Annotated in this window: 21 protein-coding genes and 2 riboswitches; of the genes, 18 read left to right on the top strand and 3 right to left on the bottom strand. The window is 64.1% G+C overall.

Going from position 1 to position 23,632, the window contains the following annotated elements; translation table 11 throughout:
- Positions 1–263: 263 nt before the first annotated feature.
- From HHL26_RS18075 to cobJ, 13 genes are all read left to right on the top strand, one after another.
- The gene (locus HHL26_RS18075; RefSeq protein ID WP_169576383.1) at positions 264–2,702 is read left to right on the top strand and encodes a TonB-dependent receptor; all 2,439 of its coding nucleotides are present in this window, start codon (positions 264–266) and stop codon (positions 2,700–2,702) included.
- 146 nt (positions 2,703–2,848) lie between these two features.
- Positions 2,849–3,772 carry a formylglycine-generating enzyme family protein gene (locus tag HHL26_RS18070; RefSeq protein WP_169576403.1) on the top strand — a complete coding sequence of 308 codons (924 nt, stop codon included), beginning with the start codon at positions 2,849–2,851 and terminating at the stop codon, positions 3,770–3,772.
- Between the two features lie 22 nt (positions 3,773–3,794).
- Positions 3,795–4,037, top strand: coding sequence for a hypothetical protein (locus HHL26_RS18065; RefSeq protein ID WP_066562498.1), 243 nt, complete (start codon positions 3,795–3,797; stop codon positions 4,035–4,037).
- A 406-nt stretch (positions 4,038–4,443) separates the two neighbouring features.
- Positions 4,444–5,367: a LysR substrate-binding domain-containing protein gene (locus HHL26_RS18060; RefSeq protein WP_066562500.1), complete on the top strand. Its 924-nt coding sequence runs from the start codon at positions 4,444–4,446 to the stop codon at positions 5,365–5,367.
- Positions 5,368–5,433: 66 nt separating this feature from the next.
- Positions 5,434–5,662, top strand: a riboswitch (cobalamin riboswitch).
- Between the two features lie 192 nt (positions 5,663–5,854).
- Positions 5,855–6,901, top strand: a complete 1,047-nt coding sequence (locus HHL26_RS18055; RefSeq protein ID WP_066562502.1) for a HoxN/HupN/NixA family nickel/cobalt transporter — start codon at positions 5,855–5,857, stop codon at positions 6,899–6,901.
- Positions 6,898–7,953: a cobalamin biosynthesis protein CobW gene (gene cobW, locus HHL26_RS18050; RefSeq protein ID WP_169576381.1), complete on the top strand. Its 1,056-nt coding sequence runs from the start codon at positions 6,898–6,900 to the stop codon at positions 7,951–7,953. The genes HHL26_RS18055 and cobW overlap by 4 nt, the downstream gene beginning before the upstream one ends.
- Positions 7,953–11,669: a cobaltochelatase subunit CobN gene (cobN, locus tag HHL26_RS18045; protein ID WP_169576378.1), complete on the top strand. Its 3,717-nt coding sequence runs from the start codon at positions 7,953–7,955 to the stop codon at positions 11,667–11,669. Before cobW ends, cobN begins: the two co-directional genes overlap by 1 nt.
- A 2-nt stretch (positions 11,670–11,671) precedes the next feature.
- Positions 11,672–12,277 carry a cob(I)yrinic acid a,c-diamide adenosyltransferase gene (gene cobO / locus HHL26_RS18040; protein ID WP_066562507.1) on the top strand — a complete coding sequence of 202 codons (606 nt, stop codon included), beginning with the start codon at positions 11,672–11,674 and terminating at the stop codon, positions 12,275–12,277.
- A 17-nt stretch (positions 12,278–12,294) separates the two neighbouring features.
- A complete protein-coding gene (gene bluB, locus HHL26_RS18035) occupies positions 12,295–12,903 on the top strand; it encodes a 5,6-dimethylbenzimidazole synthase (protein ID WP_082749003.1) in 609 nt (202 codons plus the stop codon).
- A 95-nt stretch (positions 12,904–12,998) separates the two neighbouring features.
- Positions 12,999–13,226, top strand: a riboswitch (cobalamin riboswitch).
- Between the two features lie 173 nt (positions 13,227–13,399).
- Entirely contained in the window at positions 13,400–14,464 is a 1,065-nt protein-coding gene (locus tag HHL26_RS18030; protein WP_169576402.1) for a cobalamin biosynthesis protein CobG, read from the top strand.
- On the top strand, positions 14,464–15,093 hold the full coding sequence (locus tag HHL26_RS18025; protein ID WP_066562509.1) for a precorrin-8X methylmutase: 630 nt from the start codon (positions 14,464–14,466) through the stop codon (positions 15,091–15,093). The genes HHL26_RS18030 and HHL26_RS18025 overlap by 1 nt, the downstream gene beginning before the upstream one ends.
- Positions 15,090–15,809 (top strand): precorrin-2 C(20)-methyltransferase, encoded by a 720-nt coding sequence (gene cobI / locus HHL26_RS18020; protein ID WP_066562510.1) that lies wholly within the window; start codon positions 15,090–15,092, stop codon positions 15,807–15,809. The genes HHL26_RS18025 and cobI overlap by 4 nt, the downstream gene beginning before the upstream one ends.
- Positions 15,806–16,555, top strand: a complete 750-nt coding sequence (gene cobJ / locus HHL26_RS18015; RefSeq protein WP_066562512.1) for a precorrin-3B C(17)-methyltransferase — start codon at positions 15,806–15,808, stop codon at positions 16,553–16,555. The genes cobI and cobJ overlap by 4 nt, the downstream gene beginning before the upstream one ends.
- Here the strand turns inward: cobJ and HHL26_RS18010 are convergent.
- Entirely contained in the window at positions 16,531–17,280 is a 750-nt protein-coding gene (locus HHL26_RS18010) for a cobalt-precorrin-6A reductase (protein WP_066562517.1), read from the bottom strand. The genes cobJ and HHL26_RS18010 overlap by 25 nt on opposite strands.
- Between HHL26_RS18010 and cbiE the strand changes: the two genes are divergently transcribed.
- Genes cbiE through cobF form a run of 5 tightly spaced genes read left to right on the top strand, consistent with a single transcriptional unit; the run spans position 17,279 to position 21,704 of the window.
- On the top strand, positions 17,279–18,502 hold the full coding sequence (gene cbiE, locus HHL26_RS18005; RefSeq protein WP_169576377.1) for a precorrin-6y C5,15-methyltransferase (decarboxylating) subunit CbiE: 1,224 nt from the start codon (positions 17,279–17,281) through the stop codon (positions 18,500–18,502). The two genes, HHL26_RS18010 and cbiE, sit on opposite strands and share 2 nt — an antisense overlap.
- Positions 18,499–18,864, top strand: coding sequence for a cobalamin biosynthesis protein (locus HHL26_RS18000; protein WP_066562520.1), 366 nt, complete (start codon positions 18,499–18,501; stop codon positions 18,862–18,864). Before cbiE ends, HHL26_RS18000 begins: the two co-directional genes overlap by 4 nt.
- Positions 18,861–19,643: a precorrin-4 C(11)-methyltransferase gene (gene cobM / locus HHL26_RS17995; RefSeq protein WP_066562526.1), complete on the top strand. Its 783-nt coding sequence runs from the start codon at positions 18,861–18,863 to the stop codon at positions 19,641–19,643. Before HHL26_RS18000 ends, cobM begins: the two co-directional genes overlap by 4 nt.
- Complete coding sequence (locus HHL26_RS17990; RefSeq protein ID WP_169576375.1) at positions 19,640–20,947, top strand: cobyrinate a,c-diamide synthase; 1,308 nt, start codon at positions 19,640–19,642, stop codon at positions 20,945–20,947. The genes cobM and HHL26_RS17990 overlap by 4 nt, the downstream gene beginning before the upstream one ends.
- A 1-nt stretch (position 20,948) precedes the next feature.
- Entirely contained in the window at positions 20,949–21,704 is a 756-nt protein-coding gene (gene cobF, locus HHL26_RS17985; RefSeq protein ID WP_066562532.1) for a precorrin-6A synthase (deacetylating), read from the top strand.
- A gap of 5 nt (positions 21,705–21,709) precedes the next feature.
- On the opposite strand, the gene HHL26_RS17980 is transcribed toward cobF, so the two are convergent.
- Positions 21,710–22,006: a hypothetical protein gene (locus HHL26_RS17980; protein ID WP_237230150.1), complete on the bottom strand. Its 297-nt coding sequence runs from the start codon at positions 22,004–22,006 to the stop codon at positions 21,710–21,712.
- Positions 22,007–22,079: 73 nt separating this feature from the next.
- A complete protein-coding gene (locus tag HHL26_RS17975; RefSeq protein ID WP_169576374.1) occupies positions 22,080–23,621 on the bottom strand; it encodes a SpoVR family protein in 1,542 nt (513 codons plus the stop codon).
- Positions 23,622–23,632 lie beyond the last annotated feature (11 nt).

The raw sequence follows: 23,632 nt of genomic DNA, 5'->3' as shown, positions 1-23,632 counted from the left end.
ACCCGGCGCAGTCATAACGCCGCCCGATGGTGCGCCGCAAGGCGAAAGGCGCGGATCACGGATTCCCGAAGCCTTCGCTCCCCAATCGAGTGAGGCAAGGAAGCTACAGTTGAGTAAGATTCAATCTCTTGCACGCAATTTTCATTGCATCGGGCAAAAGACATGATCTAGATTAGCCTTGAGTGAATACCGACCGATAAGACAAGATAAACGTCAGCTTATCCGAATAAACATAACAGGAAGTTCACTACAGGGAGGATGAAATGAACCGATTTCCCCGCTACGATTCCGTATTGCGCCTGTCCGCGTCATGCCTTGTTTTGGCGTTATCGGGCCTCTCTACTGGTGTTTCCGCTCAAGTAACCGACAGCGCGTCCGATTGGTCTGGCAACGAAATTATCGTCACTGCGACCAAACGCAATGAATCCATCCAGAATGTTCCCTTTTCCATCAATGCGCAGACCGCCGAAGCGATGCAGCGCATGGGCGCCACCTCGATCGAGGACGTTTCGCGCAGCGTCGCGGGCCTGACCGTCCAGAATCTTGGACCGGGCCAGAGCCAGGTGTCCGTGCGCGGCGTGTCGGCGGGCCAGGTGGTCCGCGACCAGCCGGGCGTCAAGGAACAGGTCGGCGTCTATCTCGACGAATCCGTCATCTCCATGTCGCTGTTCACGCCGGATTTCGACCTGTTCGACCTTGACCGCGTGGAAACGCTGCGCGGGCCGCAGGGCACGCTGTTCGGCTCCGGGTCCGAGGGCGGCACCGTCCGCTACATCACCAAGCAGCCCAAGCTCGGCCAGACCGAAGGCACGGTGGAAGCAGGCGCCAATGTCCTGAAGGGCGGCGATGTCGGCTATTCGGGCAAGGGTGCGATCAACCTGCCCCTGGGCGAAACGGCGGCGATCCGCGCGGTTGGCTATGCCGAACATTATGCCGGGTTCATCGACGCCATCGGCCCGGCCGCTGGCAAGAACATCAATGACGGCCGCCGCTATGGCGGACGGCTCAGCTTGCTCTGGGAACCGGCGCCGGGCATCAAGCTGACGCCGCGCATCATCTATCAGGATATCCGCACCAACGGCTTTAACCGGGAGGACAGCTATCATCTCTATTATAACGAGCTGATCAGCCCCTTCGACATTCTGCCCGAACGCACCCAATATCTGAAACTGCGCGAGGAGTTCCGCGACAAGACCACGCTGGCGGACTTCACGGCCAACATCGATATCGGGTCCGACGTCGCGCTGACCTCCATCACCACCTATATCCACCGCAACATTCTGGTCAGCCGCGACGCTTCGGCGCTGACCGGATCGGTTTCGGTGACGCCTTTTGTCATGACCTTCGGCGTCAACCCCGCCATCGCCAATCTGCCATCGAACTTGCGCGATACGACCAAGCTCAAGCAATGGACGCAGGAATTGCGCCTCGCCTCGACCGGCGCGGGGCCGTTCCAATGGGTGTTCGGTGGTTTCTACAGCCATGTCGACCGCAACTATGAGCAACGGCTGCCAACTCCTGGCTATGACGCCTTCATCGACGCGGCGCCGGCGCCATTCGGACCGGGCGCATCGGCAGGGGCGGCCAATGGCTTCCCGCTCAACTCGCCCTACAATGCCGACATTCCCTATATCATCAAGCAATATGCCGCCTTTGGCGAGGCGAGCTACAAGCTTGGCCAGTTCAAGCTGACAGCCGGCGGCCGCTATTACGACTTCAAGGAAGAGCGCGATTTCAAGACCGGCGGCGTCTTCCCCAATGGCGACAACCGCGTGGGCGACAAGACCGGATCGACCGGCTTCTCCCCCCGCTTCATCGCCAGCTATGAGGCCAATCGCGATCTGACCTTCAACGTTCAGGCGTCCAAGGGCTTCCGCCTGGGCGGCGTCAACGATCCGCTGAACCTGCCGCTCTGCAACGGCGGCGCGACCGGGCCGGACGCGGCGACCTATGGCAACCGTCCGACCTTCGAGGACGAAACGCTGTGGAACTATGAAGCCGGGGTGAAGGCGTCGGGCAGCGGCATCACCTTCAACGCGGCGGCCTTCTACAACGACATCAAGAATCTTCAGGTCACGGCGGATGCGGGAAGCTGTTCATCGCGCATCCTCTTCAACGTGCCGAAGGCGCATACGGCGGGCCTGGAAGCGGAACTGAGCGCCCGCGTCTCCCCGAACCTCGATCTGTCATTGAGCGGCAGCTATATCGACTCGAAGATCGACAGCAACGTCACCGACGGAGGCGGCGCGATCATCGCGGGCATCCGCAAGGGCAACCGCCTGCCCACCGTGCCGAAGTTCCAGATGGCGGCGGCAGCGACCTATACGATGGAGATCGCGGCGGAGACCGACTGGTCCTTCACCGCCAGCTTCCAGCATGTGGGCAACCGCTATACCCAACTGGACGATCAGGAGCCGGGCAAGGGCAGTTTTACCAACTCCATCTATTATGACCCGGCCACGGGCGCTTATGGCACCGGCGCGTTCAACTTCGGCTCCTACAAGCTTGGCGCCTATAATCTGGTCAACCTGTCGACGGGCGTGAGCTGGGACAGCGGCCTGTCGGTCACACTCTACGTCAACAATCTGTTCGACGAAAATGCGCTCTACTCGCTGGACCGCGAGCGCGGCGGGCGGGGACGGCTCGGCTATAATATCGGTACGCCGCGCAAGATCGGCGTGACCGTCCGCAAGGACTTCTAAAGCCCAATCCGACAGGACGCCGGAAGCCAAACCGCTTCCGGCGTTCTTATTTTTGGGCGATACACCGGCTTTTTGGGCGATACACCGGGCCGATCCGTCGCTATGCTCGCCCGGTGATCGAGACTGGGAATGCCATCGCGCAAGAGATGCGCTTCGTCGAAGGCGGCGCCTTCACCATGGGCTCCGACCGCTTCTATCCGGAGGAAGCCCCGTTGCGGCAAGTCCGCGTGGACAGCTTCTGGATCGACGAAACGCCTGTCACCAACCGCCAGTTCGCGGAGTTTGTCGAGGCGACCGGCTACCGCACTTTTGCTGAGATTGCGCCCGACCCCAAAGATTATCCCGGCATGCCCCCCGAAATGGCGCGGGCCGGTTCGCTGCTGTTCCAGCGCACGGCGACGCCCGTCGACCTCAGCGATTTCAGCCAATGGTGGCATTTCAGCTTCGGCACGGACTGGCGCCATCCCCATGGCCCCGACAGCCATCTGGACGAGCTATGGGACCATCCGGTTGTCCATGTCGTGTTTCAGGATGCGGAGGCCTATGCCAAATGGGCGGGCAAGGCGCTGCCGACCGAAGCGGAGTGGGAGTTTGCGGCGCGCGGCGGGCTTGATGGCGCGGACTATGCCTGGGGCGATGAACTGGCGCCGGGAGGGGCCATGCTCGCCAATTATTGGCAGGGCCTGTTCCCCTACAGCAATTTGCTGGAGGATGGCTATGAGCGAACCTCGCCGGTGCGAACCTATGCGCCCAATGGCTATGGCCTGTTCGACATGATCGGCAATGTCTGGGAATGGACGACCGATTGGTATGCCCAGCCCAGGGTCGAGCGCAAGGCGAAGGGAAGCTGCTGCGTCCCCTCCAACCCACGCGGCGGCACGAGGCGGGAAAGCCTTGATCCCGTCAGTCCGCATGTGCCGATCCCAAGAAAAGTGCTGAAGGGCGGTTCCCATCTCTGCGCGCCCAGCTATTGCCAGCGCTACCGCCCCGCCGCCCGCCACCCGCAGGCGGTGGACAGTTCCACCAGCCATATCGGCTTCCGCTGCATCATCCGCGAACCGGGCCGTTGAATTTCAATAACGGGAAGACGTCATGCTCAATATCCCCTGGGACCAGCCCGCCACCATGATCGACCTTGACGGCAAGGCGCCGCTCATCGGCACGATCCGCGATTGCGCCCAGCATTTCGCGATCTTCAAGCCCCATGCGAAGGAACAGGCGCGCATCCTCCTCACCCAGCCCGTCCACCGCGAAGGCCGCAAGACGCGAACCTGGGTGCTGGAACCCTGGGAGATCGAAAAGCTGGTCGAACGGATGAAGGCGGAGGTGCATTGATCATCCGCCGAAACTGAAAAGTAGCGTGCTCCTGCGAAAGGCAGGAGCCCAGTTCTCATGTGTGAACTCAGTTCCCGCCTTCGCAGCAACAGGGACCGCTTCAGACCCTCCAGGCCGCCTCTTTCGCCGCCTGGGACTAGAGACGAAGCGCGCCAGGAAATGCGCTCCTTTTGGTTGCAGCATTTTCGGAGCCGTTGACCATTAAAGGTCAACTTGAAAATACTCTAGAATGCGACGGCGTCTCCGGCCTTGAGCAGAGTGCTGCGGCAATGAGGGGGCATAACCCGCGCACATCCACCGAAGGACTATGGAGACACCGCCACATTCGAACTTGCCCATGCGCCCTTGGACATTCTGCGTCTAATATATAATATGGCATGATCGATAGCTTGAACGACATGATCTTATGGACCTGCGCCATCTGCGTTATTTTCTCTGCGTCGCTGAAGAGATGCATTTCGGCCGCGCCGCGCTGCGCCTTGGCATATCACAGCCGCCGCTCAGCCAGCAGATCCGCGCTCTGGAAGATGAGCTTGGCGTCCGCCTGTTCGACCGCACCAGCCGCCGTGTACGCCTGACCGAAGCGGGCCGGCTGTTCGAGCCGGAGGCCCGCCAGACCCTCGCCCAGGCCGAACGCGCCGCCCAGATCGCCCGCATGGCGCAGCGGGCCGAGATCGGTCATCTTGGCCTTGCCTTCACCACGTCCGGCCCCTTCGTGCCCCCTGTGGCGCGCGCGCTCTACCGCTTCCGCCAAACCTATCCCAATGTCGAGCTGATCCTGCGCGAACAGGGCCGTGACGAGCAGGTCGAAAGCGTCGGTAGTCGACAGCTCGATCTCGGCATCGTGCGCAACTACGAGCCGCCGGTCCTGCCCGAAGGCATGGTGTCGCGATGCCTGCTCACGGAAGAGATGGTGCTGGCCCTGCGCACCGATCATCCGCTGGCGCTGCGGTCGGCCCCGCCCAGCATCGCGGACCTGGCCGACGAACCGCTGGTGCTGTACGGCGCGCCCAATGGCGCGGGCTTTACCGAGCATTTCTTCGCCCTGTGCGAGAAGGCGGGCTTCGCACCCAAAATCTCCCATGAGGCCCGCAGCCTCGCGACCCTTTTTGGACTGGTCGCGGCGGGCTTCGGCCCCACTGTGATCGCTCAGTCCATGGCGCGGCTGCACGTCGACAATGTGATCCACCGTGCTTTCGACGTGCCGGTCATGAGTTCGCTCTGGCTGATCCACAATGAGGATTTGTCGCCGACCGGCCAGGCCTTCCTCAAGACCCTGCTCGAAGAACGCATGGCGGCGGAGACCGGAACGGCGCCTGAGCCGGCATAGCGCGTCGCCCCCTTCCAATTCTCCACGCCAGCCTCTATGCAGTCCGGCGAAAGCCAGCCTCGGCCAGCTTTCACTGATCGCGCCGGTGCCCTCCCAAGGGGCTTAATAGGGAATGCGGTGATGAATCCGCGGCTGTCCCTGCAACTGTAAGCGGTGAGCGAGACGCATATCGATTCTTCGGACCGCCGGAGAATCAGCCACTGGGCCGGACGCTAAATCCTGCGAGGCTTGGGAAGGCCATGCGTCGAGCCAAGACCCGTGAGCCAGGAAACCTGCCTGCGTCTGGTCGCTCTTGCCTTGGTCCAGGGGATGGCCGCGGCACGGTACTCCGTCTGAGCGACGCTTTACGCAGCGGGAGCTGCTGTCCGCATGCCGGGCGCAAGCGCGTCCGTCCGGCATGAAGGCAGATCCCGTCCGGTTTCGCTGACGCCGACGGGGGATCGCCCTGATGAGACCTGTTTTGAATGCACTGGCCCGTTCCAGCCCGATGGAATCGGCCGGCCTGCTGCGCCGCCGTGCCACGGCCATGTTCGCCGCGCTGATCGCCGCCAATCTGGCCGCATGGGCATGGGCCTTCACGATCTTCGCGGGCGATACGGTCATGCTGGGCACAGCGCTGCTGGCCTGGAGCCTGGGCCTGCGCCATGCGGTTGATGCCGACCATATCGCCGCCATCGACAATGTGACCCGTAAATTGATGCAGGACGGCCAGCGCCCACTGACCGTCGGCTTCTGGTTCGCCATCGGTCATAGCGGCATCGTTCTGATCGCCGCCGTCACCATCGCCATTGCCGCCAATGCTCTGAGCCGTGTCGAAGCGGCGGGCGCGATCGGCGGCACCATTGCAACAATCGCCTCCGCGACCTTCCTTTTCACCATCGCCGCGATGAACCTGATCATCCTGAGATCGGTTCTCAAGACCTTCAATCATGTTCGCAACGGTGGGCTCTATATCGATGAAGATATGGATATCCTGCTTGGTTCACGTGGTTTTCTGGCCCGTATCTTCCGCCCGCTTTTCCGGCTGATAACGCGGAGCTGGCATATGGCCCCGCTCGGCTTTCTCTTCGGGCTTGGCTTCGACACTGCCACCGAAGTCGCGATCCTCGGCCTGTCGGCTGGCCAGGCGGCGAGCGGCCTTTCGATATCGACCGTCCTCATTTTCCCGCTGCTCTTCGCGGTGGGCATGGCGCTGATCGACACGGCGGACGGCGCGCTGATGATGGGCGCCTATCAATGGGCCTTCGTGAAGCCGATCCGCAAGCTCTATTACAACATCACCATCACGCTGGTGTCCGCCTTGGTCGCGCTGCTCATCGGCGGGATCGAGGCTGCGGCGCTGCTGGGCGACAAGCTGGGCCTGACCGGCGGCATCTGGACACTTGCCGCCGACCTTGGCGAACATTTCAACAGCCTGGGTTTCTTCATCATCGGCCTGTTCGCTGCCTGCTGGCTGGCGAGCTGGGCCATCTACCGCTGGAAACGCTTCGACGAGATCGAAGTCACTCTCGAACCGCAAGGAAATCCCGCATGAAAAAGGTTCCCGCCTCAAAAATTCCGGCCACTGTCATCACCGGCTTCCTCGGCGCGGGCAAGACGACGCTGATCCGTCACTTGATCGAAAATGCAGGCGGCCGCCGCCTCGCCCTCATCATCAACGAGTTCGGAGATGTCGGCGTCGACGGCGCGCTGGTTCAGGGCTGCGGCGACGAAGCCTGCCCGGACGAGGACATTATCGAACTGGCGAACGGTTGCATCTGTTGCACTGTCGCGGACGATTTCCTGCCGACCATGCAAAAGCTGCTCGACCGCCCGACGCCCCCCGATCACATCATCATCGAAACCTCCGGCCTCGCTTTGCCCAAGCCGTTGGTGAAGGCCTTCCAATGGCCCGACATCCGTACCCGCGCCACGGTGGATGGGGTGATCACGCTGATCGACGCCGATGCACTGGCGGCAGGCCGCTTCGCCCATGACGAGGTCGCGCTTGCCGCCGCCCGCGCCGCAGACCCGACACTTGATCATGACAGCCCGATCGAGGAATTGTTCGAAGATCAGCTTGCCTGCGCCGACCTCGTCCTGCTCAACAAGACCGATCTGGTCGATGCCGCCACACTGGCGGGTCTGGAACGGGATTTGGCGCGGGAAACCCGTCCCGGCGTCAGCATCATCCGCACGTCAGAGGGCGAAATCGATCCCGCTGTCCTGCTCGGCCTGGACTCAGGCGTGGAAGATCAGATCGATGCCCGCCCCTCCCATCACGACAATGAGGAGGAGCATGATCATGATGATTTCGAGAGCTTCATCATCAATCTTGGCGAACTGGGCACGCCCGAACCGTTGCTGGCGGCGCTCGCGGACGCCATCGCCACCCACGACCTGTTGCGGGTGAAGGGTTTCCTCGCCATCGCAGGCCGCCCCGCTCGCCTGGTCGTCCAGGCCGTCGGTCCACGCATCCAGCATCATTACGACCGGCAATGGCAGCCAGGCGAGCAACGCTCCTCCCGCCTTGTCGTGATCGGCCAGACGGGCCTGGATTGCGCCGCCATCGAAACCACCCTCAAGGTGCAGACGGTCCCCGCCTGATGCACCTGCTGACCGCCACGCCCGGCACCGTCTCCAACGGCGACGAAGCGATCGACCTTGGCCAGTCGCCGGGCGACATCGTGCTGCTGACCGTGGCGGACAGCGAACTCGCCTGCTTCGCCAGCGCCGCCGCAGCCTTGGGCGAGGCAGGCCCAACAATCCGCCTCGCCAATCTCCTCCAGCTCAAGCATCCCTATTCCGTCGATCTCTATGTTGAAAAGGTGATCGCCCACGCCAAATTCGTCTGCGTGATCCTTCTGGGCGGTAAGAGCTATTGGCCCTATGGCATTGATGAAATTGCCAATATTGCCCGCGAAAAAGGCATAGCCTTTGCCGCCCTGGCCGATGGTCGGGAGGATGATCCGGAACTGCGCGCCGCCTCAACCCTGCCCGCAGAAACCTGCGACTATCTGCGCGACTATCTCCGGCAAGGCGGCATTCCCAATGCCATCGCCTTCCTCAAGACCGCCGCTCGTCTCGCGGGTTTCGATGCAGGAATGCCCGATGCCCCGATTCCGATAGCCGACGCCGGTCTCTACCTTCCCTGTACCGACCGTCCGACATTGGAACAGGTCAAGGCCCGCTGGGCCGCAGGCCAACCGACAGCGCTCTTCGTCTTCTACCGCGCCCTGCTGATTGCGGGCACACTCGAAGCCGTCGACGCGATGATCGCAGGTCTCGAAGCAGCAGGCCTCAACGTCCTCCCCGTCCATGTTCGCGCCCTGCGCGAACCCTTCGCCAAGGATTTCCTGCAAGGCCTGATGGAAGGGACCGCGCCTGACGTCATCCTCAACGCCACCGCCTTTGCCGCGAGCGCGCCGGGAGAACCACGCACGCGCTCGATCCTGGAGCAGGCGGACTGCCCGATCCTGCAAACCATCTTCGCCAGCGCCGAACAAGGCGCCTGGGAAGCGAGCGCTCGTGGCCTTGGCCCCCGCGACCTCGCCATGCATATCGCGCTTCCCGAAGTGGATGGCCGCCTCTTCACCCGCGCCGTCGCCTTCAAGGCTGCTGCCCGCTTCGACGAGCGCACGGAATGCAGCATCATCGTGCCCCGCATATTGGAAAATCGTGTTAGATTCGTTTCTCAACTCACTGTTAATTGGGCAAAACTTCGTAAATCCCTCATTGCAGATCGCCGCGTTGCACTGGTACTCGCCAACTATCCCAACAAGGATGGCCGCATCGGCAATGGCGTCGGTCTCGACACGCCGGCCAGTGCCACCGCTATCCTGAACGCGCTGCGGGAATCCGGCTACACCACCCATGACGCTCCCGCCGATGGGGCCACCCTGATGCGCCTCATGACGGGAGGCATCACGAACGCCTCCCCCGATCGTCCCGCCGAAGTCTCGCTCCTCCTCGACGCATATCAATCCGCCTTCGCCGTCCTGCCCGAAGCCGCTCGCGAAGCCATTCAGACCCGTTGGGGCATGCCCGAAGCCGACCCCTTCTTCCAGGAGGGCGCCTTCCGGCTCCCGGTCCACCGCTTCGGCAACATCGCCGTCGCGGTCCAGCCATCGCGCGGCTATCATATCGATCCCAAGGCCAGCTATCACGACCCGGCCCTGCCGCCGCCGCACGCCTATCTCGCTTTCCACATCTGGCTGGCGCAGGAATTTAGCGCCCATGCCGTCGTTCATGTCGGCAAGCACGGCAATCTCGAATGGCTCCCCGGCAAGGCCATCGCGCTATCCGAAAACTGCTTCCCCGAAATCTGCGCCGGGCCGATCCCGCAAATCTACCCCTTCATCGTCAACGATCCCGGCGAAGGCACGCAGGCCAAACGCCGCATCGGCGCCTGCATCATCGACCATCTGACGCCACCCCTTACCCGGGCCGAAACCTATGGTCCGCTCAAGGAACTGGAGGCGTTGGTCGACGAATATTATCTCGCCGCCGGCATGGACCCGCGCCGTTTGGAAACGCTGCGCAAGGACATACTCGCGCTCGCCGCTTCTCAGGGGTTGGATAAGGATGCAGTCGCTCAAGGCAGTGGAGAAGATGCTTTAGCTGCGATCGATAACTATCTGTGCGACCTCAAGGAAATGCAGATCCGTGATGGCCTGCATATTTTTACCCAAAGCCCTGAAGGTCACCTCCGCCGTGATCTGCTCATAGCCCTTGCCCGCTGTCCCAGAGGCATGGATCATGAAAGCCAGCAATCCCTCCTGCGCGCGCTTGCCGCTGACCTGGCCCTGAATTTCGACCCGCTCGATTGCATTATGGGCACCCCCTGGACCGGTCCCCGCCCGGAACCGCTCCAAGGCTTGACCCAAGCCCCATGGCGCACCACCGGCGACACGGTGGAGCGCCTCGAACTCTACGCCATCCATCTGCTCGACAGCGGCGATCCAGCTCCCGGCCCGCAAAGCGCCGCTGTCCTGAACGCTATCGAAACCGACCTCGCCCCCCGCGTCACCGCCTGCGGCGATGCTGAAAAGACGGCCCTCCTCCAAGCCCTCAACGGCAATTTCGTCCTTCCCGGTCCTTCCGGCGCGCCGACGAGAGGCCGCCCGGACGTCCTCCCCACCGGCCGCAATTTCTACTCGATCGACACCCGCGCCGTGCCCACGATCGCTGCCTGGAATCTCGGCCAGCGCTCCGCCGATCTGATCGTGCAGGACTATCTCCAGCGAGAGGGCGACTATCCCCGCGCCATCGCGCTTTCCGCCTGGGGCACGGCCAATATGCGCACCGGCGGGGATGACATCGCGCAGGCCCTCGCCCTTATGGGAGTGCGCCCTCGCTGGGACTGGGCTTCCGGCAGGGTCATCGGGTTCGAGGTGATGAAGATCGCGGAACTGAACCGCCCCCGCGTGGACGTCACTTTCCGCGTCTCCGGCTTCTTCCGCGATGCCTTCCCCGAACAGATCGACCTGCTGGACAGCGCCGCCCGCGCCGTCATGGCGCTGGACGAGCCGGAGGAAGACAATCCCGCTGCTGCCCGTCACCGCGCCGAAACCGCCGCCCTGATCGCGCAGGGCACGCCGGAGAAAGCTGCCCAGCGCCGCGCCGGAAGCCGCGTCTTCGGCTCGAAGCCCGGAGCCTATGGCGCGGGTCTACAGGCGATGATCGACGAGAAGATCTGGCACGACCGCGCCGACCTTGCGAACGTCTATCTCGACTGGGGCAGCTACGCCTATGGCGGGGGCGTGGAAGGCGAATCCGAACGCAGCCTCTTTGCCGAGCGCCTGACCCAGGCCGACGCCTTGATTCAAAACCAGGACAATCGCGAACATGATCTGCTCGACAGCGACGATTATTACCAGTTCGAGGGCGGGATAGCCGCCGCCGTCGAACATCTCTCCGGCAAGAAGCCGCTCAGCTATCATAACGACCACAGCCGCCCGGAACGGCCGGTCATCCGCACGCTGGAGGATGAGATCGGCCGCATCGTGAGAGCGCGGGTCACCAACCCCAAATGGATCGCGGGCATAATGCGCCACGGCTACAAGGGCGCGTTCGAGATCGCCGCCTCGGTCGATTATCTCTTCGCCTTCGCCGCCACCACCCATGCGGTGAAGGATCATCATTTCGACGCCGTCCACGCCGCCTTCATTGAGGACGAGACGGTTCGCGCCTTCATGGCGGAGGCCAATCCGGCAGCCCTGCGCGAAACCGCCGCCCGCCTCCACGAAGCGCTCGACCGCGCGCTTTGGAAACCCAGGTCGAACAGCGCCGCCATGCTCCTAACCCAACTCAAGGACGCCTAGAAATGATCGAACGCACTCCCGAACAACATGCCGAAAAGATGAAGAAGAAACAGGCCGCCCATGACAAGATCATGGCGACCAAGACCCAGGAAAAGGGCCTTCTCATCGTCCACACCGGCAAGGGCAAGGGCAAGACGACGGCAGCTCTGGGCATGGTCGTCCGCGCCATCGGCCATGGCAGGAAAGTGGGCGTCGTCCAATTCGTGAAGGGCGCCATGACCACCGGAGAAAAAACGGTGTTCGATGCGTTTCCCGACCATGTCGAGTTCAAGTCCATGGGTGAAGGCTTTACCTGGAACACGCAGGACCGTACGCGGGACATTGCCCTTGCCCGTGAAGCATGGGATGAAGTCAGACGCATGATTGCCGACCCGGCCTATGATATGGTCCTTGCCGATGAGCTCAATATCGTCCTGCGCTACGACTATCTGCCGGTCGAAGAGGTGCTGGAAGCCGTGACCGCCAGAAGCGAAATGAAACACGTCCTCATCACCGGCCGCAACGCGCCCGAAGCGCTGATCGAGGCGGCCGATCTCGTCACCGAAATGACCCTTGTCAAACATCCCTTCCGCAGCGGCGTGAAGGCTCAGCCAGGAATCGAATTCTGACACACACTGCCTTCGACATCGCCGCTTTCGAGGAATTGGTGCACCTGCGTCGCGACGTGCGCCATTTTCTGACCGATCCGCTGGATGAACATGAGGTCGAACGACTCCTCGCCCTCGCGCACAGCGCTCCCTCGGTGGGGCTGTCGCAACCCTGGCGCTTCGTCCGGATCGCCACGCCCGCCTTGCGCGAAGATCTCGCCGTCCATGTCGACGCCCAGATCATCAAGGCGGGCAAGATTTATGAAGGCGATGAAGACAGGCTCTACCGCAGCCTGAAACTGCACGGTCTGCGCGAGGCGCCGGTGCTGTTCGCCGTCTATTGCGACGAAGGCACCGAAACCGGCCATAAGCTGGGCGCTATCACCATGCCGGAGGCACGCCGCTATAGCTGCGTGATGGCGATTCACACGGTCTGGCTGGCCGCCCGCACGCGTGGCATCGGCATGGGATGGGTGTCGATCCTGGATCGTCCCACAGTCGATGCGATGCTGGAGATTCCGGAAAATTGGCGCTGCCTCGGCCTGCTGTGCCTCGGCTATCCGGTGAGCGAGGAAGCGACGCCGGAACTGGAACGGCGCGGCTGGGAGCATCGCACCGATTGGCATTCCGCGATCGTGACTCGCTGACCATTCCCCTCCCGCCCGCGTAAGGGAGCAAATTCTCCCCACTTCCCTTTCCCCCACTCTGCGCGTATGAACCGCATCCGGAGCGGGCATATGTTCGCTCCATCGATCGCGTCGGTGCCCCGCAAGGGGCTTAAATGGGAACGCGGTGCGGGATGAAACTCCCTAATCCGTGGCTGTCCCTGCAACTGTGAGCGGCGAGCAAGGCAAGGACCGGCCAACCCCCATCAACCCGGGACGGCCAGCCACTGGAGCAATCCGGGAAGGCCCCCTGCCAAGGCTATGACCCGCAAGCCAGGAGACCTGCCGAACGCAAAGGTCGCTCTAGCCATGACCCAGGGGATGGTCGCGGCTCGGTTTTCCGCACGAGCGACGGATAAGCGGCTGGGGAAGCATCCTCCAGTCGTCGTTGCGACGTGGGAGGTGAAGTCCGGTGCCAGACGCGCAGAGCGCATCATCCGCCGCCATTCGCGGCTGGTGTCCGACGGCATGGCGTCCGATGATGGCGGGCGACGGCCTGCTGGTGCGCGTGCGCGCTCCGCTCGGCCGCCTGACCGTCGCCCAGGCTATCGGCCTCAGCGATGCCGCCCGCCGCCACGGTAACGGCCAGATCGACCTCACCAACCGCGCCGCGCTTCAGGTCCGGGGCGTGACGGAGCAAAGCCACCCAGCGCTGCTTGGGCAGCTTGTCGCACTCGGCCTCACCGATCCTGATCCGGCCCGCGAGGCGCGCCGCAATTTCCTGCTCGCTCCCGACTGGTCCGCCGGAGACGACACGGAAAACATCGCCCAAAGCCTGCTCGCCCGCCTCGACGACCTGCCCGACCTTCCTCCCAAGATCGGCATTGCCATCGACACCGGCCCTGCTCCCTGCCTGACCCTCGTCCCCGCCGATTTCCGCTTCGAACGCAGCTCAGCCGGCACCCTGCTGCTCCGCGCCGAAGGGCATGCCTTAGGCACGCCCACCACCGCGGAAACCGCCGTCCAGGATCTGATCGCGCTCACCCGCTGGTTCCTGGCAACGGACGGAGCCACCTCCGGCCGCATGACGCGGCACAAAGCTCCGCTGCCAGCACATCCCAAGGTCGCTCCCGCTGCGGCACGCCCGATTCCGCAGCTTCTCACCCAGGCTCCCGGTCCCTTTCACGGCATCCCCTTCGGGCGGCTCGACGCCGACGGCCTCACCGCTCTGGCCGGACAGCAAGGCGTTGTCGCGCTGCGCCTGACCCCATGGCGCGGCCTGATTCTCGAAGGCGGTACAGCCAGCCCCGATCACGCCTTCACCGATCCGCTGCTCCGCATCGACGCATGCCCCGGCGCACCAGCCTGCCCGCAGGCCAGCGTCGCGACCCGCGGCCTCGCCACCCGGCTTGCACCCCTTGTCGACGGCTCGCTGCATGTTTCCGGCTGCGCCAAGGGCTGCGCGCGTCCAAGGCCCGCCGACATCGTCCTCACCGGCAATCGGGGCCGCTTCGACCTTTCCCGCAAGGCCCGCGCCGGATCGCCGCCCGACCAGGCCAGTCTTGCCCCCGACCAGATTCTCGCCCTCTTCGGAAGCCACTAATGCCCCATATCTACGAAACCGATGGCGCCGCCATCTACCGGCAATCCTTCCGCACCATCCGTGCCGAGGCCGATCTCGCTCGCTTCTCGACGGAGGAGGAACGCATCGCGGTCCGCATGATCCACGCGGCGGGGCTGGTCGGCCTGGCTTCCCACATCCGCTTTTCCTCCACCTTCGCCCGGACCGCCATCGCTGCGCTGGAGGCAGGGGCCCCGATCCTTTGCGATGCGCGCATGGTGTCCGAAGGCGTCACCACAAGGCGTCTGCCTGCCCAAAACCCAATCCTTTGCACGCTGAACGATCCGCAGGTTCCAACGCTGGCGGCGCAAATGTCGAACACCCGTTCGGCGGCTGCGCTCGAACTCTGGCGTCCACATCTGGGGGGAGCGCTGGTCGCCATCGGCAATGCGCCCACGGCACTTTTCCATCTGCTCAATATGCTGGAAGATCCCGCCTGTCCCCGCCCCGCCGCGATCATCGGTTGCCCGGTCGGCTTCGTCGGCGCGGCGGAGTCCAAGGAAGCGCTCTGGCAGAGCCAGCCCGTCCCCTGCTGCATCGTGGAGGGCCGTCTGGGCGGCAGCGCCATCACAGTCGCGGCGATCAATGCGATAGCGAGCCCGGCAGAATGACCAACGGCATCATCCATGGCGTAGGCCTGGGCCCCGGCGCGCAGGACCTGATGAGCGTCCGCGCCGACCGCCTGATCCGCGAAGCCAGCCACGTCGCCTATTTCCGCAAAAGGGGAAAATCCGGCCATGCCCGCCGGATCGTGGAGGGCATGTTGCGTCCTGACGCCATCGAATATCCGATGGAATATCCGGTGACGACGGAAATCCCGCTGTCCGACCCGCGATATAATGAAGTCCTGTCCGGCTTCTATGCCGATTGCACCGCCCATCTGGACGGGCTTTCCGCCACTGGCGAGGATGTGGTGGTCCTCTGCGAAGGCGATCCCTTTTTCTACGGCAGCTTCATGCACCTGCACAGCCGTCTCTCGGCGCCGGTAAAGATCGTCCCCGGCATCACCGGCATGTCCGGCGCCTGGACCGCCAGCGGCATACCGATCAGTTGGGGCGACGATGTGACGACGGTGCTGATGGCTACCTTGCCCGAAGAGGAACTGGCCCGCCGCATCCATGACACCAATGCGCTGGTCGTCATGAAGATCGGCCGCAACCTCCCCAAGCTCCGCCGCGCCGTCGAAGCGGCCGGCAAGCAGGGCTGCGCCTGGCTGGTGGAATATGCGACCATGGCCGATCAGCGGATCACGCCTTTGGCGGAGGCAACCGACGTCACCGCCTATTTCTCGATCCTGCTGATCCACGGGCAGGGCCGCCGTCCATGACGGGCTGGATCGCTATAGCAGGCCTCGGCCCAGGAGCGGACGCGCTTATCACGCCGGAGGTATCGGATGCACTGGCGGAGGCGACCGACGTTATCGGCTATATCCCCTATGTCGCCCGCATTGCGGAACGTCCCGGCCTGACGCTCCATGCCACGGACAACCGCGTCGAACTGGATCGCGCCACCCACGCATTGACCCTCGCCGCGCAAGGGAAGCGGGTTGCGATCGTGTCCTCTGGCGATCCCGGCGTCTTCGCCATGGCCTCCGCCCTGTTCGAGGCGCTCGAAGCAGGCCCGAAGGAATGGCGCACGCTCGACATCCGCGTTCTCCCCGGCATCACCGCCATGCTCGCCGCCGCCGCGAAGGCGGGCGCGCCGCTCGGCCATGATTTCTGCGCCATCAACCTGTCCGACAATCTGAAGCCCTGGCCGCTGATCGAGCGCCGCCTGCGCCTCGCTGTACAGGCCGATTTCGCCATGGCCTTCTACAATCCGCGCTCCAGGTCTCGCCCTGAAGGCTTCGGACGCGCATTGAATGTCTTGCGCGAGGAATGCGGCGGGGATCGCCTCATCCTGTTCGCCCGCGCCGTCTCGACGCCGGAAGAGAGCCTGCATATCGTCCCCTTGAGCCGGGCCACCCCGGACATGGCCGACATGCGCACCATCGTCATCGTCGGGTCCAGCCGCACCCGCCTGATCGAGCGGCCCGGCCAGCCCATCCTCTACACCCCGCGCTCTGCCGCATGACCCAGCCATTCCAGCACCCCGACGACCTCATGCGTCACCCGCGCGGCGGGACAGGGGGGGCGGTCGATCATCACGACCGGCAGCCCCAGCGACCGAGCCGCGATCAGCTTCGCTTGCGCGCCGCTGCCCCCCGCATTTTTCGAAACGACGAAGTCGATGCCATGATCGCGCATCAACCTTATGTCTCCATAGGTGGTGAAAGGCCCCCGGTCGACGATCAGACTATGACGCGGCAGTCCCGGTGGGTGTTCCGGCTTGTCGACAAAGCGCAACAGATAATGATGCTGCGGCTGTACGGCGAAAGCGTCGACATGCATTCGTCCCAACGCCAGCATCACATTCCGGGCGGGGCCGTTCAGCGTCGCCACGGCTCCGGCAATGTCCGGTACATGCGTCCAGCGATCCCCCTCCGCCGCAACCCAGGGCGGTCTGGTCAGCATGATATGCTCCACTCCGGCCTCTCGCGCAGCCGTCACGGCATGCTCGCTCATCGTCGCGGCGAAGGGATGGGTCGCATCGACCAGATGGGTGATGCCCTCGTCCCGCAAATGGCGAACCAGCCCCGCGATGCCGCCAAAGCCGCCGACGCGCACCGGCACCGGTTGCGCCCGTGGCTTGTCCGTCCGCCCGGCATAGCTCAACACAGCGGGCGCGCGTCGCTCGGCCAGTGCCGTAGCGAGTGCGCTGGCCTCGGTCGTCCCGCCCAATATGAGGATATTGGAAATGCCCGAAGCTCCTGAAGGTCACTGGCCTGACGGTCCATGGCTGACGATCGTCGGGATCGGGGAAGACGGCCTGGATGGCCTGTCGTCCGCCGCCCGCGACGCGCTGGAGGACGCCGCGCTCATCATGGGAGCGCCGCGCCACCTCGCGCTGCTGCCTGCCTTTAAGGCGGAAACCCTGAGCTGGCCAGTCCCGTTCGAAGAGGGCGTTCGGGCGTTGCTGGCCCGGCGTGGCAAACCCACCGTCATGCTGGCCTCGGGCGATCCCTTCTGGTTCGGCGCGGGCGCCAGCGTCACGCGGCATCTGGAGCGGCAGGAATGGACGGCCCACCCCGCACCGTCCACCTTTGCCCTCGCCGCCGCCCGACTCGGCTGGCCGCTTCAGGATACGGAATGCCACGGTCTCCATGCCGCGCCGCTGACACGGCTGCGCCCAAGCCTCGTGCCGGGCCGCCGCGCCATCCTGCTGCTGCGCGACGGCCCGGCGGTGAGTGAACTGGCTGCCTGGCTGAAAGAGCAAGGATTCGGCACCTCGACGATCCATGTGCTGGAAGCGCTGGGCGGCCCGCGCGAGCGCATCCGCCAAAGCACGGCGGAAACGCTGAACTTTGCCGACATCGCCCATCCCGTCGCGGTCGGCCTGTCGATGACGGGCGAAGGCCGGACACTCCCCCGCTCCAGCGGTATCCCCGACGACTGGTTCGACCATGACGGCCAGATCACCAAGCGCCCCGCCCGCGCCCTGACCCTGTCCGCGCTGGCGCCCCGCCCCAGTGAAACGCTTTGGGACATAGGGGCAGGGTCCGGCTCGATCGCCATAGAATGGCTGCTCGTCCATTCCTTGACGAATGCGGTCGCTTTCGAAGCCGATCCCGAACGCGCCGAACGCGCCCGCGCCAATGCCCTGGCATTGGGGGTGGACCGCCTGACCGTCATCGAAGGCAGAGCCCCGGACATTCTGGGCGGCCGGTCCCGCCCCGACGCCGTCTTCATCGGTGGGGGTCTCAGCCAAGCTCTGCTTGAAACGCTGTTCGCCCTGCCCGGCGGACCCACGCGCCTCGTCGCCAACGCCGTTACATTGGAATCCGAAACGCTGCTCGCCCAATGGCATGCCGCCAAGGGCGGCGAGCTGCTCCGCATCGAACTCGCGCAGGCAGCGCCCCTCGGCACCCGTCGCGGCTGGCGTTCCGCCTATCCGCTGGTGCAGTGGAGCGTCACGCTATGATCGTCGCCGGCTTCGGCTTCCGGACCAGCGCCTCCCTCGCCTCACTGGAAGCCGCGCTGGAAGAGGCGACGGGCGCCAAGATTACCGTGGATGCGCTCGCCACGCTGGATCGCAAAGCCGACCAGCTCGCCCCATTGGCGCACAAGCTGTCCCTCCCCCTCATCGCCATCACAGCGGACCGTCTGGCCAATCAACGGACGCTCACGCGATCTCCCGCCAGCATCGCCGCTTATGGCACCGGCAGCGTGGCCGAAGCCGCCGCTCTCGCCGCCCTCGCCCCCAATGCGCGCCTTCTTGCCCCCCGCGCCTTCTCGCCCGACCGCCGGGCGAGCTGCGCCCTTGCCGAAAGCCTCCTCCCATGACCGTCCATTTCATCGGCGCAGGCCCCGGCGCGCCCGACCTCATCACCCTGCGCGGGCGCGACCTGATCGCGAGCTGCCCTGTCTGCCTCTACGCCGGATCGCTGGTGCCCGCCGCCTTGCTCGATCACTGCCCGCCGGGTGCGCGGATCGTGAACAGCGCGCCACTCACCCTGGACGAAATCATCGCCATCATGGCTGAGGCCGATGAAGTAGGGCAGGACATCGCCCGCCTCCATTCCGGCGACCTGTCGGTCTGGTCGGCCATGGGGGAGCAGCTCCGGCGCCTGAAAGCACTCGGCATCCCCACCAGCATCACGCCCGGCGTCCCGTCCTTCGCCGCCGCCGCCGCCGCGATCGGTGCTGAGCTGACCCTGCCCGAACTCAGCCAATCCCTCATCCTCACCCGTACCCCCGGTCGCGCCAGCGCCATGCCGCCCGGCGAAAGCCTTGCCGCCTTCGGCGCGACCGGCGCCACGCTCGCCATCCACCTTTCGATCCACAATCTCGCTCAGGTGGTGAGCGACCTGATGCCTCTTTATGGCGCCGAATGCCCCGTGGCCGTGGTCTGGCGCGCAAGCTGGCCCGACCAGAGGATCGTCCACGCCACGCTCGCCACCATCGCGCAAGCCGCCGCCGATGGCCCCGAACGCACCGCCATCATTCTGGTCGGCCCGGTACTGGGTAACGGGGATTTCATCGAAAGCAGCCTCTACGCGCCCGGCTATGACCGCCGGTTCCGTCCGGCCAGCGCCGATTCCGTCTTCATCGACAAGCCATGACGCCCGGCCTGCTCATAGCCGCACCTCGATCCGGATCGGGCAAGACGACCGTCACGCTCGGCCTGCTGCGCGCCTTCACTCGCATGGGGCTCAGGGTTCAGCCGTTCAAGTCCGGCCCCGACTATATCGACCCCGCCTTTCAGCAGGCCGCCGCCCGTTGCCCGTCCTTCAACCTCGATAGCTGGGCGATGTCCCGCACGCGGATCGCCGCCATCGCGGCCGGGCCGGATGCCGATCTTATCCTGGCGGAAGGCGTGATGGGCCTGTTCGACGGAGCGCCCGCCAGCGGAGAAGCCGGCACGGGCTCCAGCGCCGACATCGCCGCCCTGCTCGGCTGGCCGGTCGTTCTCGTCATGGACGTGTCGGGCCAGAGCCAGTCCGCCGCCGCCATCGCCAGCGGCTTCCGGAGCCTGCGTTCCGATATCGCCATGGCAGGCGTGATCCTCAACCATGTCGCCAGCGAGCGCCATGAAAGGCTGATCCGCGCAGCAATGGCGCAGGCAGGCATAGTCGTCCTCGGGGCCATCCCACGCTCCGCCGAACTCGGCTTGCCGGAACGGCATCTCGGACTGGTCCAGGCCAGCGAACAGACCGATCTCGACCGGATCATCGATCGCATGGCCGACATCGTCGCCGCTCATGTGGACCTGAACGCGATCCGCGAGGCTGCCTGTCCGGCGATACAAGACCGTCGCGCAGTCCGGTCGATGCCCCCCGGCCAACGCATCGCCATCGCCCAGGACGAGGCCTTTTCCTTCACCTACGCGCACCTCCTGTCGGACTGGCGAAGCGCGGGGGCGGAAATCCTGCCCTTTTCCCCTCTGGCCGACGAAGCGCCCGCCGCCGATGCCGACGCCATCTGGCTCCCCGGCGGCTATCCTGAACTGCACGCCGCCCGCATCGCCCATGCGCACCATTTCCTGTCCGGCCTGCGCCGCCATGCGCAAGACCGGCCCGTCCATGGCGAATGCGGCGGCTATATGGTCTTGGGCCAAGCGCTGATCGATGCACAGGGCCAGGCGCACGCCATGGCGGGCCTGCTCGGCCTGGTCACCAGCTTTGCGGAGCGGCGCCTGCATCTGGGCTATCGCCGGGCACGCCTGCTCGCGCCTATGGGCGGCATGCCCACCGATGCGATGCTGAACGGCCATGAATTTCACTATTCCACCATCGTCGAGCAGCCCGACAGCCCGCTGGCGCGCGTGACGGATGCGGAGGGTAACACCGTCGCATCCAGCGGATCGCATCGCGGCCTCGTTACGGGCAGTTTCTTCCACCTCATCGCCCCCGCATCGGAAGCCTGACATGATCACCCTCCACCTCATCGGCATCGGCACGGGCAATCCCGACCATCTGACTTTCGCGGCGGTGAAGGCGATGAACGCGGCCGACCTCATCCTGCTGCCCCGCAAGGGCGAGGAGAAATCCGACCTCATCGACCTGCGCCGGACGATCTGTGCCGAATTGCTGACCAATCCGGTCAGGATCGTGGAATTCGATATGCCCCGGCGCGCTGACCGACAGGATTATGTCGACGCCGTCCTCGACTGGCACGACGCTATCGCCGCGCTCTGGATGGAGCAGATCGCCCGATACCTTCCCGACGGCGGCACGCTTGCGCTGCTGGTCTGGGGCGATCCATCGCTTTACGACAGCAGCCTTCGCATCGCCGCGCGCCTGCCGAACGTCAGGGTCCGCGTCACCCCCGGCATCACGAGCATCCAGGCGTTGACCGCCGCCCACGGCATCTGCCTCAACGATCTGGCAGAGCCCGTGCTGATCACCACCGGCCGCCGCCTTCGCGAACAGGGCTGGCCGGACGGTGCCGACAGCCTTGTCGTCATGCTGGACGGCGATTGCGCCTTCCAGACCTTGGCGGCCGAAGGCATCGACATATGGTGGGGCGCCTATCTGGGCATGCCGCAAGAGACGCTGGCACATGGCCCGCTGGCCATGACCGGACCAGATATCATCCAACGCCGCGCCATGCTCCGCAAGGAACAGGGCTGGATCATGGATATCTATCTTTTACGCAAGCGCGATCGAGCCCAACGGCCCTGAAGCCATCAAGCGACGTTGGGCATCAATTCGATGATGGGCCTGCTGGCTACCTGGCGCACGCCGTCGACCGCCATTTCGGCCCGGCGGCGAAATTCAGCGGCCATGGCCTGATGCATCATGCGCGCCGAGGCATCGGCGGTCGTCGCCGCCAGTTGTTCATGCATCCTTGCCCGGTCAAGACACTCTTCTGATGTAAGAGCATTCGTCATGAATCGAACTCCTGCCTGTCGCGGGGGCTCATCCTCTCCATCGCCTTGGCAGAGCGACAGATCAAACTTCGCCCACGAAAAACCGGCGGTCAACTTAGCCGTTCCTAACACGGATTGGAAACGGAATCTTGCCTGCGCCCAGCACCCGTCCGCCCCGCGCACCGGCTTAGCGCAACCACCCTGCGGTGGGCTGCGCGCTGTGGCTCTTCAACGCCTTGCGCGTTTCGGAGTCGACCTCCGTCAACAGCACTTCGTAACCCCAGAGATTTGCGAGGTTTTGCAAGACCATGGCAGCATCGCCCGCGTCCAGTTGCACGCCATCCAGCACCGCATGCTCCACGATCAGCTTGCGGTCGCCGGCCAGGTCGACATCGACCACCTGGATGTCCGGTTCCTGCCGCCCGATTTCATATTCCCGCGCCAAAGAGCGCCGAATCCGCCGATAACCGCGCTCATCATGAATGGCGTCGACCCGTAACTCCGACTCGCCCTGCCGGTCGAGAATCTTGAACAGCCGCCATTGCCGGATCAGATGGGGGCTCAGAAATTGCGAAACGAAGCTTTCATCGCGATAATTGGCCCAGATATCCTTCAATACCTCCATCGCGTCGCCCGATCCGGCGATTTCCGGGAACCATTGCCGGTCCTCCTCCGTCGGCTCGCGGCAGATGCGCTCAATGTCCGACATGATGCCGAAACCCAGCGCATAAGGATTGAATCCACCAAAATGTCCTGAATCATAAGTAGGTTGATAGACGACATTGGTATGGGATTGCAGGAATTCCATGAATGAACCGTCGGTGATCCAACCCCGTTCATGCAGTGTCGTCATGATACGATAATGGGTATAGGTGGCGCATCCCTCATTCATCGCCTTGGTCTGGCGCTGAGGGTAGAAATATTGCGCGATCAGCCGCACGATCCGCAATATTTCCCGCTGCCAGCTTTCCAGCCGGGGGCCGGTCTTTTCAAGGAAATAGAGGATATTCTCCTGCGGCAGCCCAAGGGCTGCGCGCCTTGCGTCGCTGGGGATCGCGTCGGCCTTGGCTCCTGTGGGCACCGTGCGCCACAGATCGTCATAAATCCGGTCGCGATAGGCCTGACGCTCCGCTTCCCGCGCTGCCTCGGCCTTGAGGTCTCTCGGCCGGACGCGAGGATAGCGGTGCACGCCTTGGTTCATCAGCGCATGGGCGGCATCCAGCACCCGCTCGACCGGCAACTGGCCATAGCGCTCCTCGCATTGCGCGATATAGCGCTTGGCGAACTCCAGATAGTCGAGAATCCCTTCCGCATCGGTCCATTGCTTGAAGACATAATTATTCTTGAAGAAATGATTATGCCCGAAGGCGGCATGCGCGATGACCAAAGTCTGCATGGTCGCGCTGTTTTCCTGCATCAGATAGTTGATGCAGGGATCGGAGTTGATGACCAGTTCATAGGCCAAGCCCCGCAGCCCCTTGCGGTACATCATTTCATTGGTCACGAACTGCTTGCCGAAGGACCAATGCTTGTAAAAAAGCGGCATGCCTATGGAGGAATAGGCGTCCAGCATCTGTTCCGCGCTGATGATTTCTATCTGGTTGGGATAGATATCCAGCTTCATTTCCTTGAGCGCGATCGGCTCGATCGTATCATGGATGCGGTTGATGAGCGAAAAGTCCCAATCGCTCCCCGTGAACAGCGGGGCCGGTGCCAAAGCGCCCGTCATGCCAACTCCAC

This window comes from Sphingobium sp. TB-6 (assembly GCF_012927365.1).
GTDB lineage: Bacteria > Pseudomonadota > Alphaproteobacteria > Sphingomonadales > Sphingomonadaceae > Sphingobium.
The sequence above is the reverse complement of the archived record's forward strand: the minus strand, read 5'-3'. Positions and strand labels throughout refer to the sequence as shown.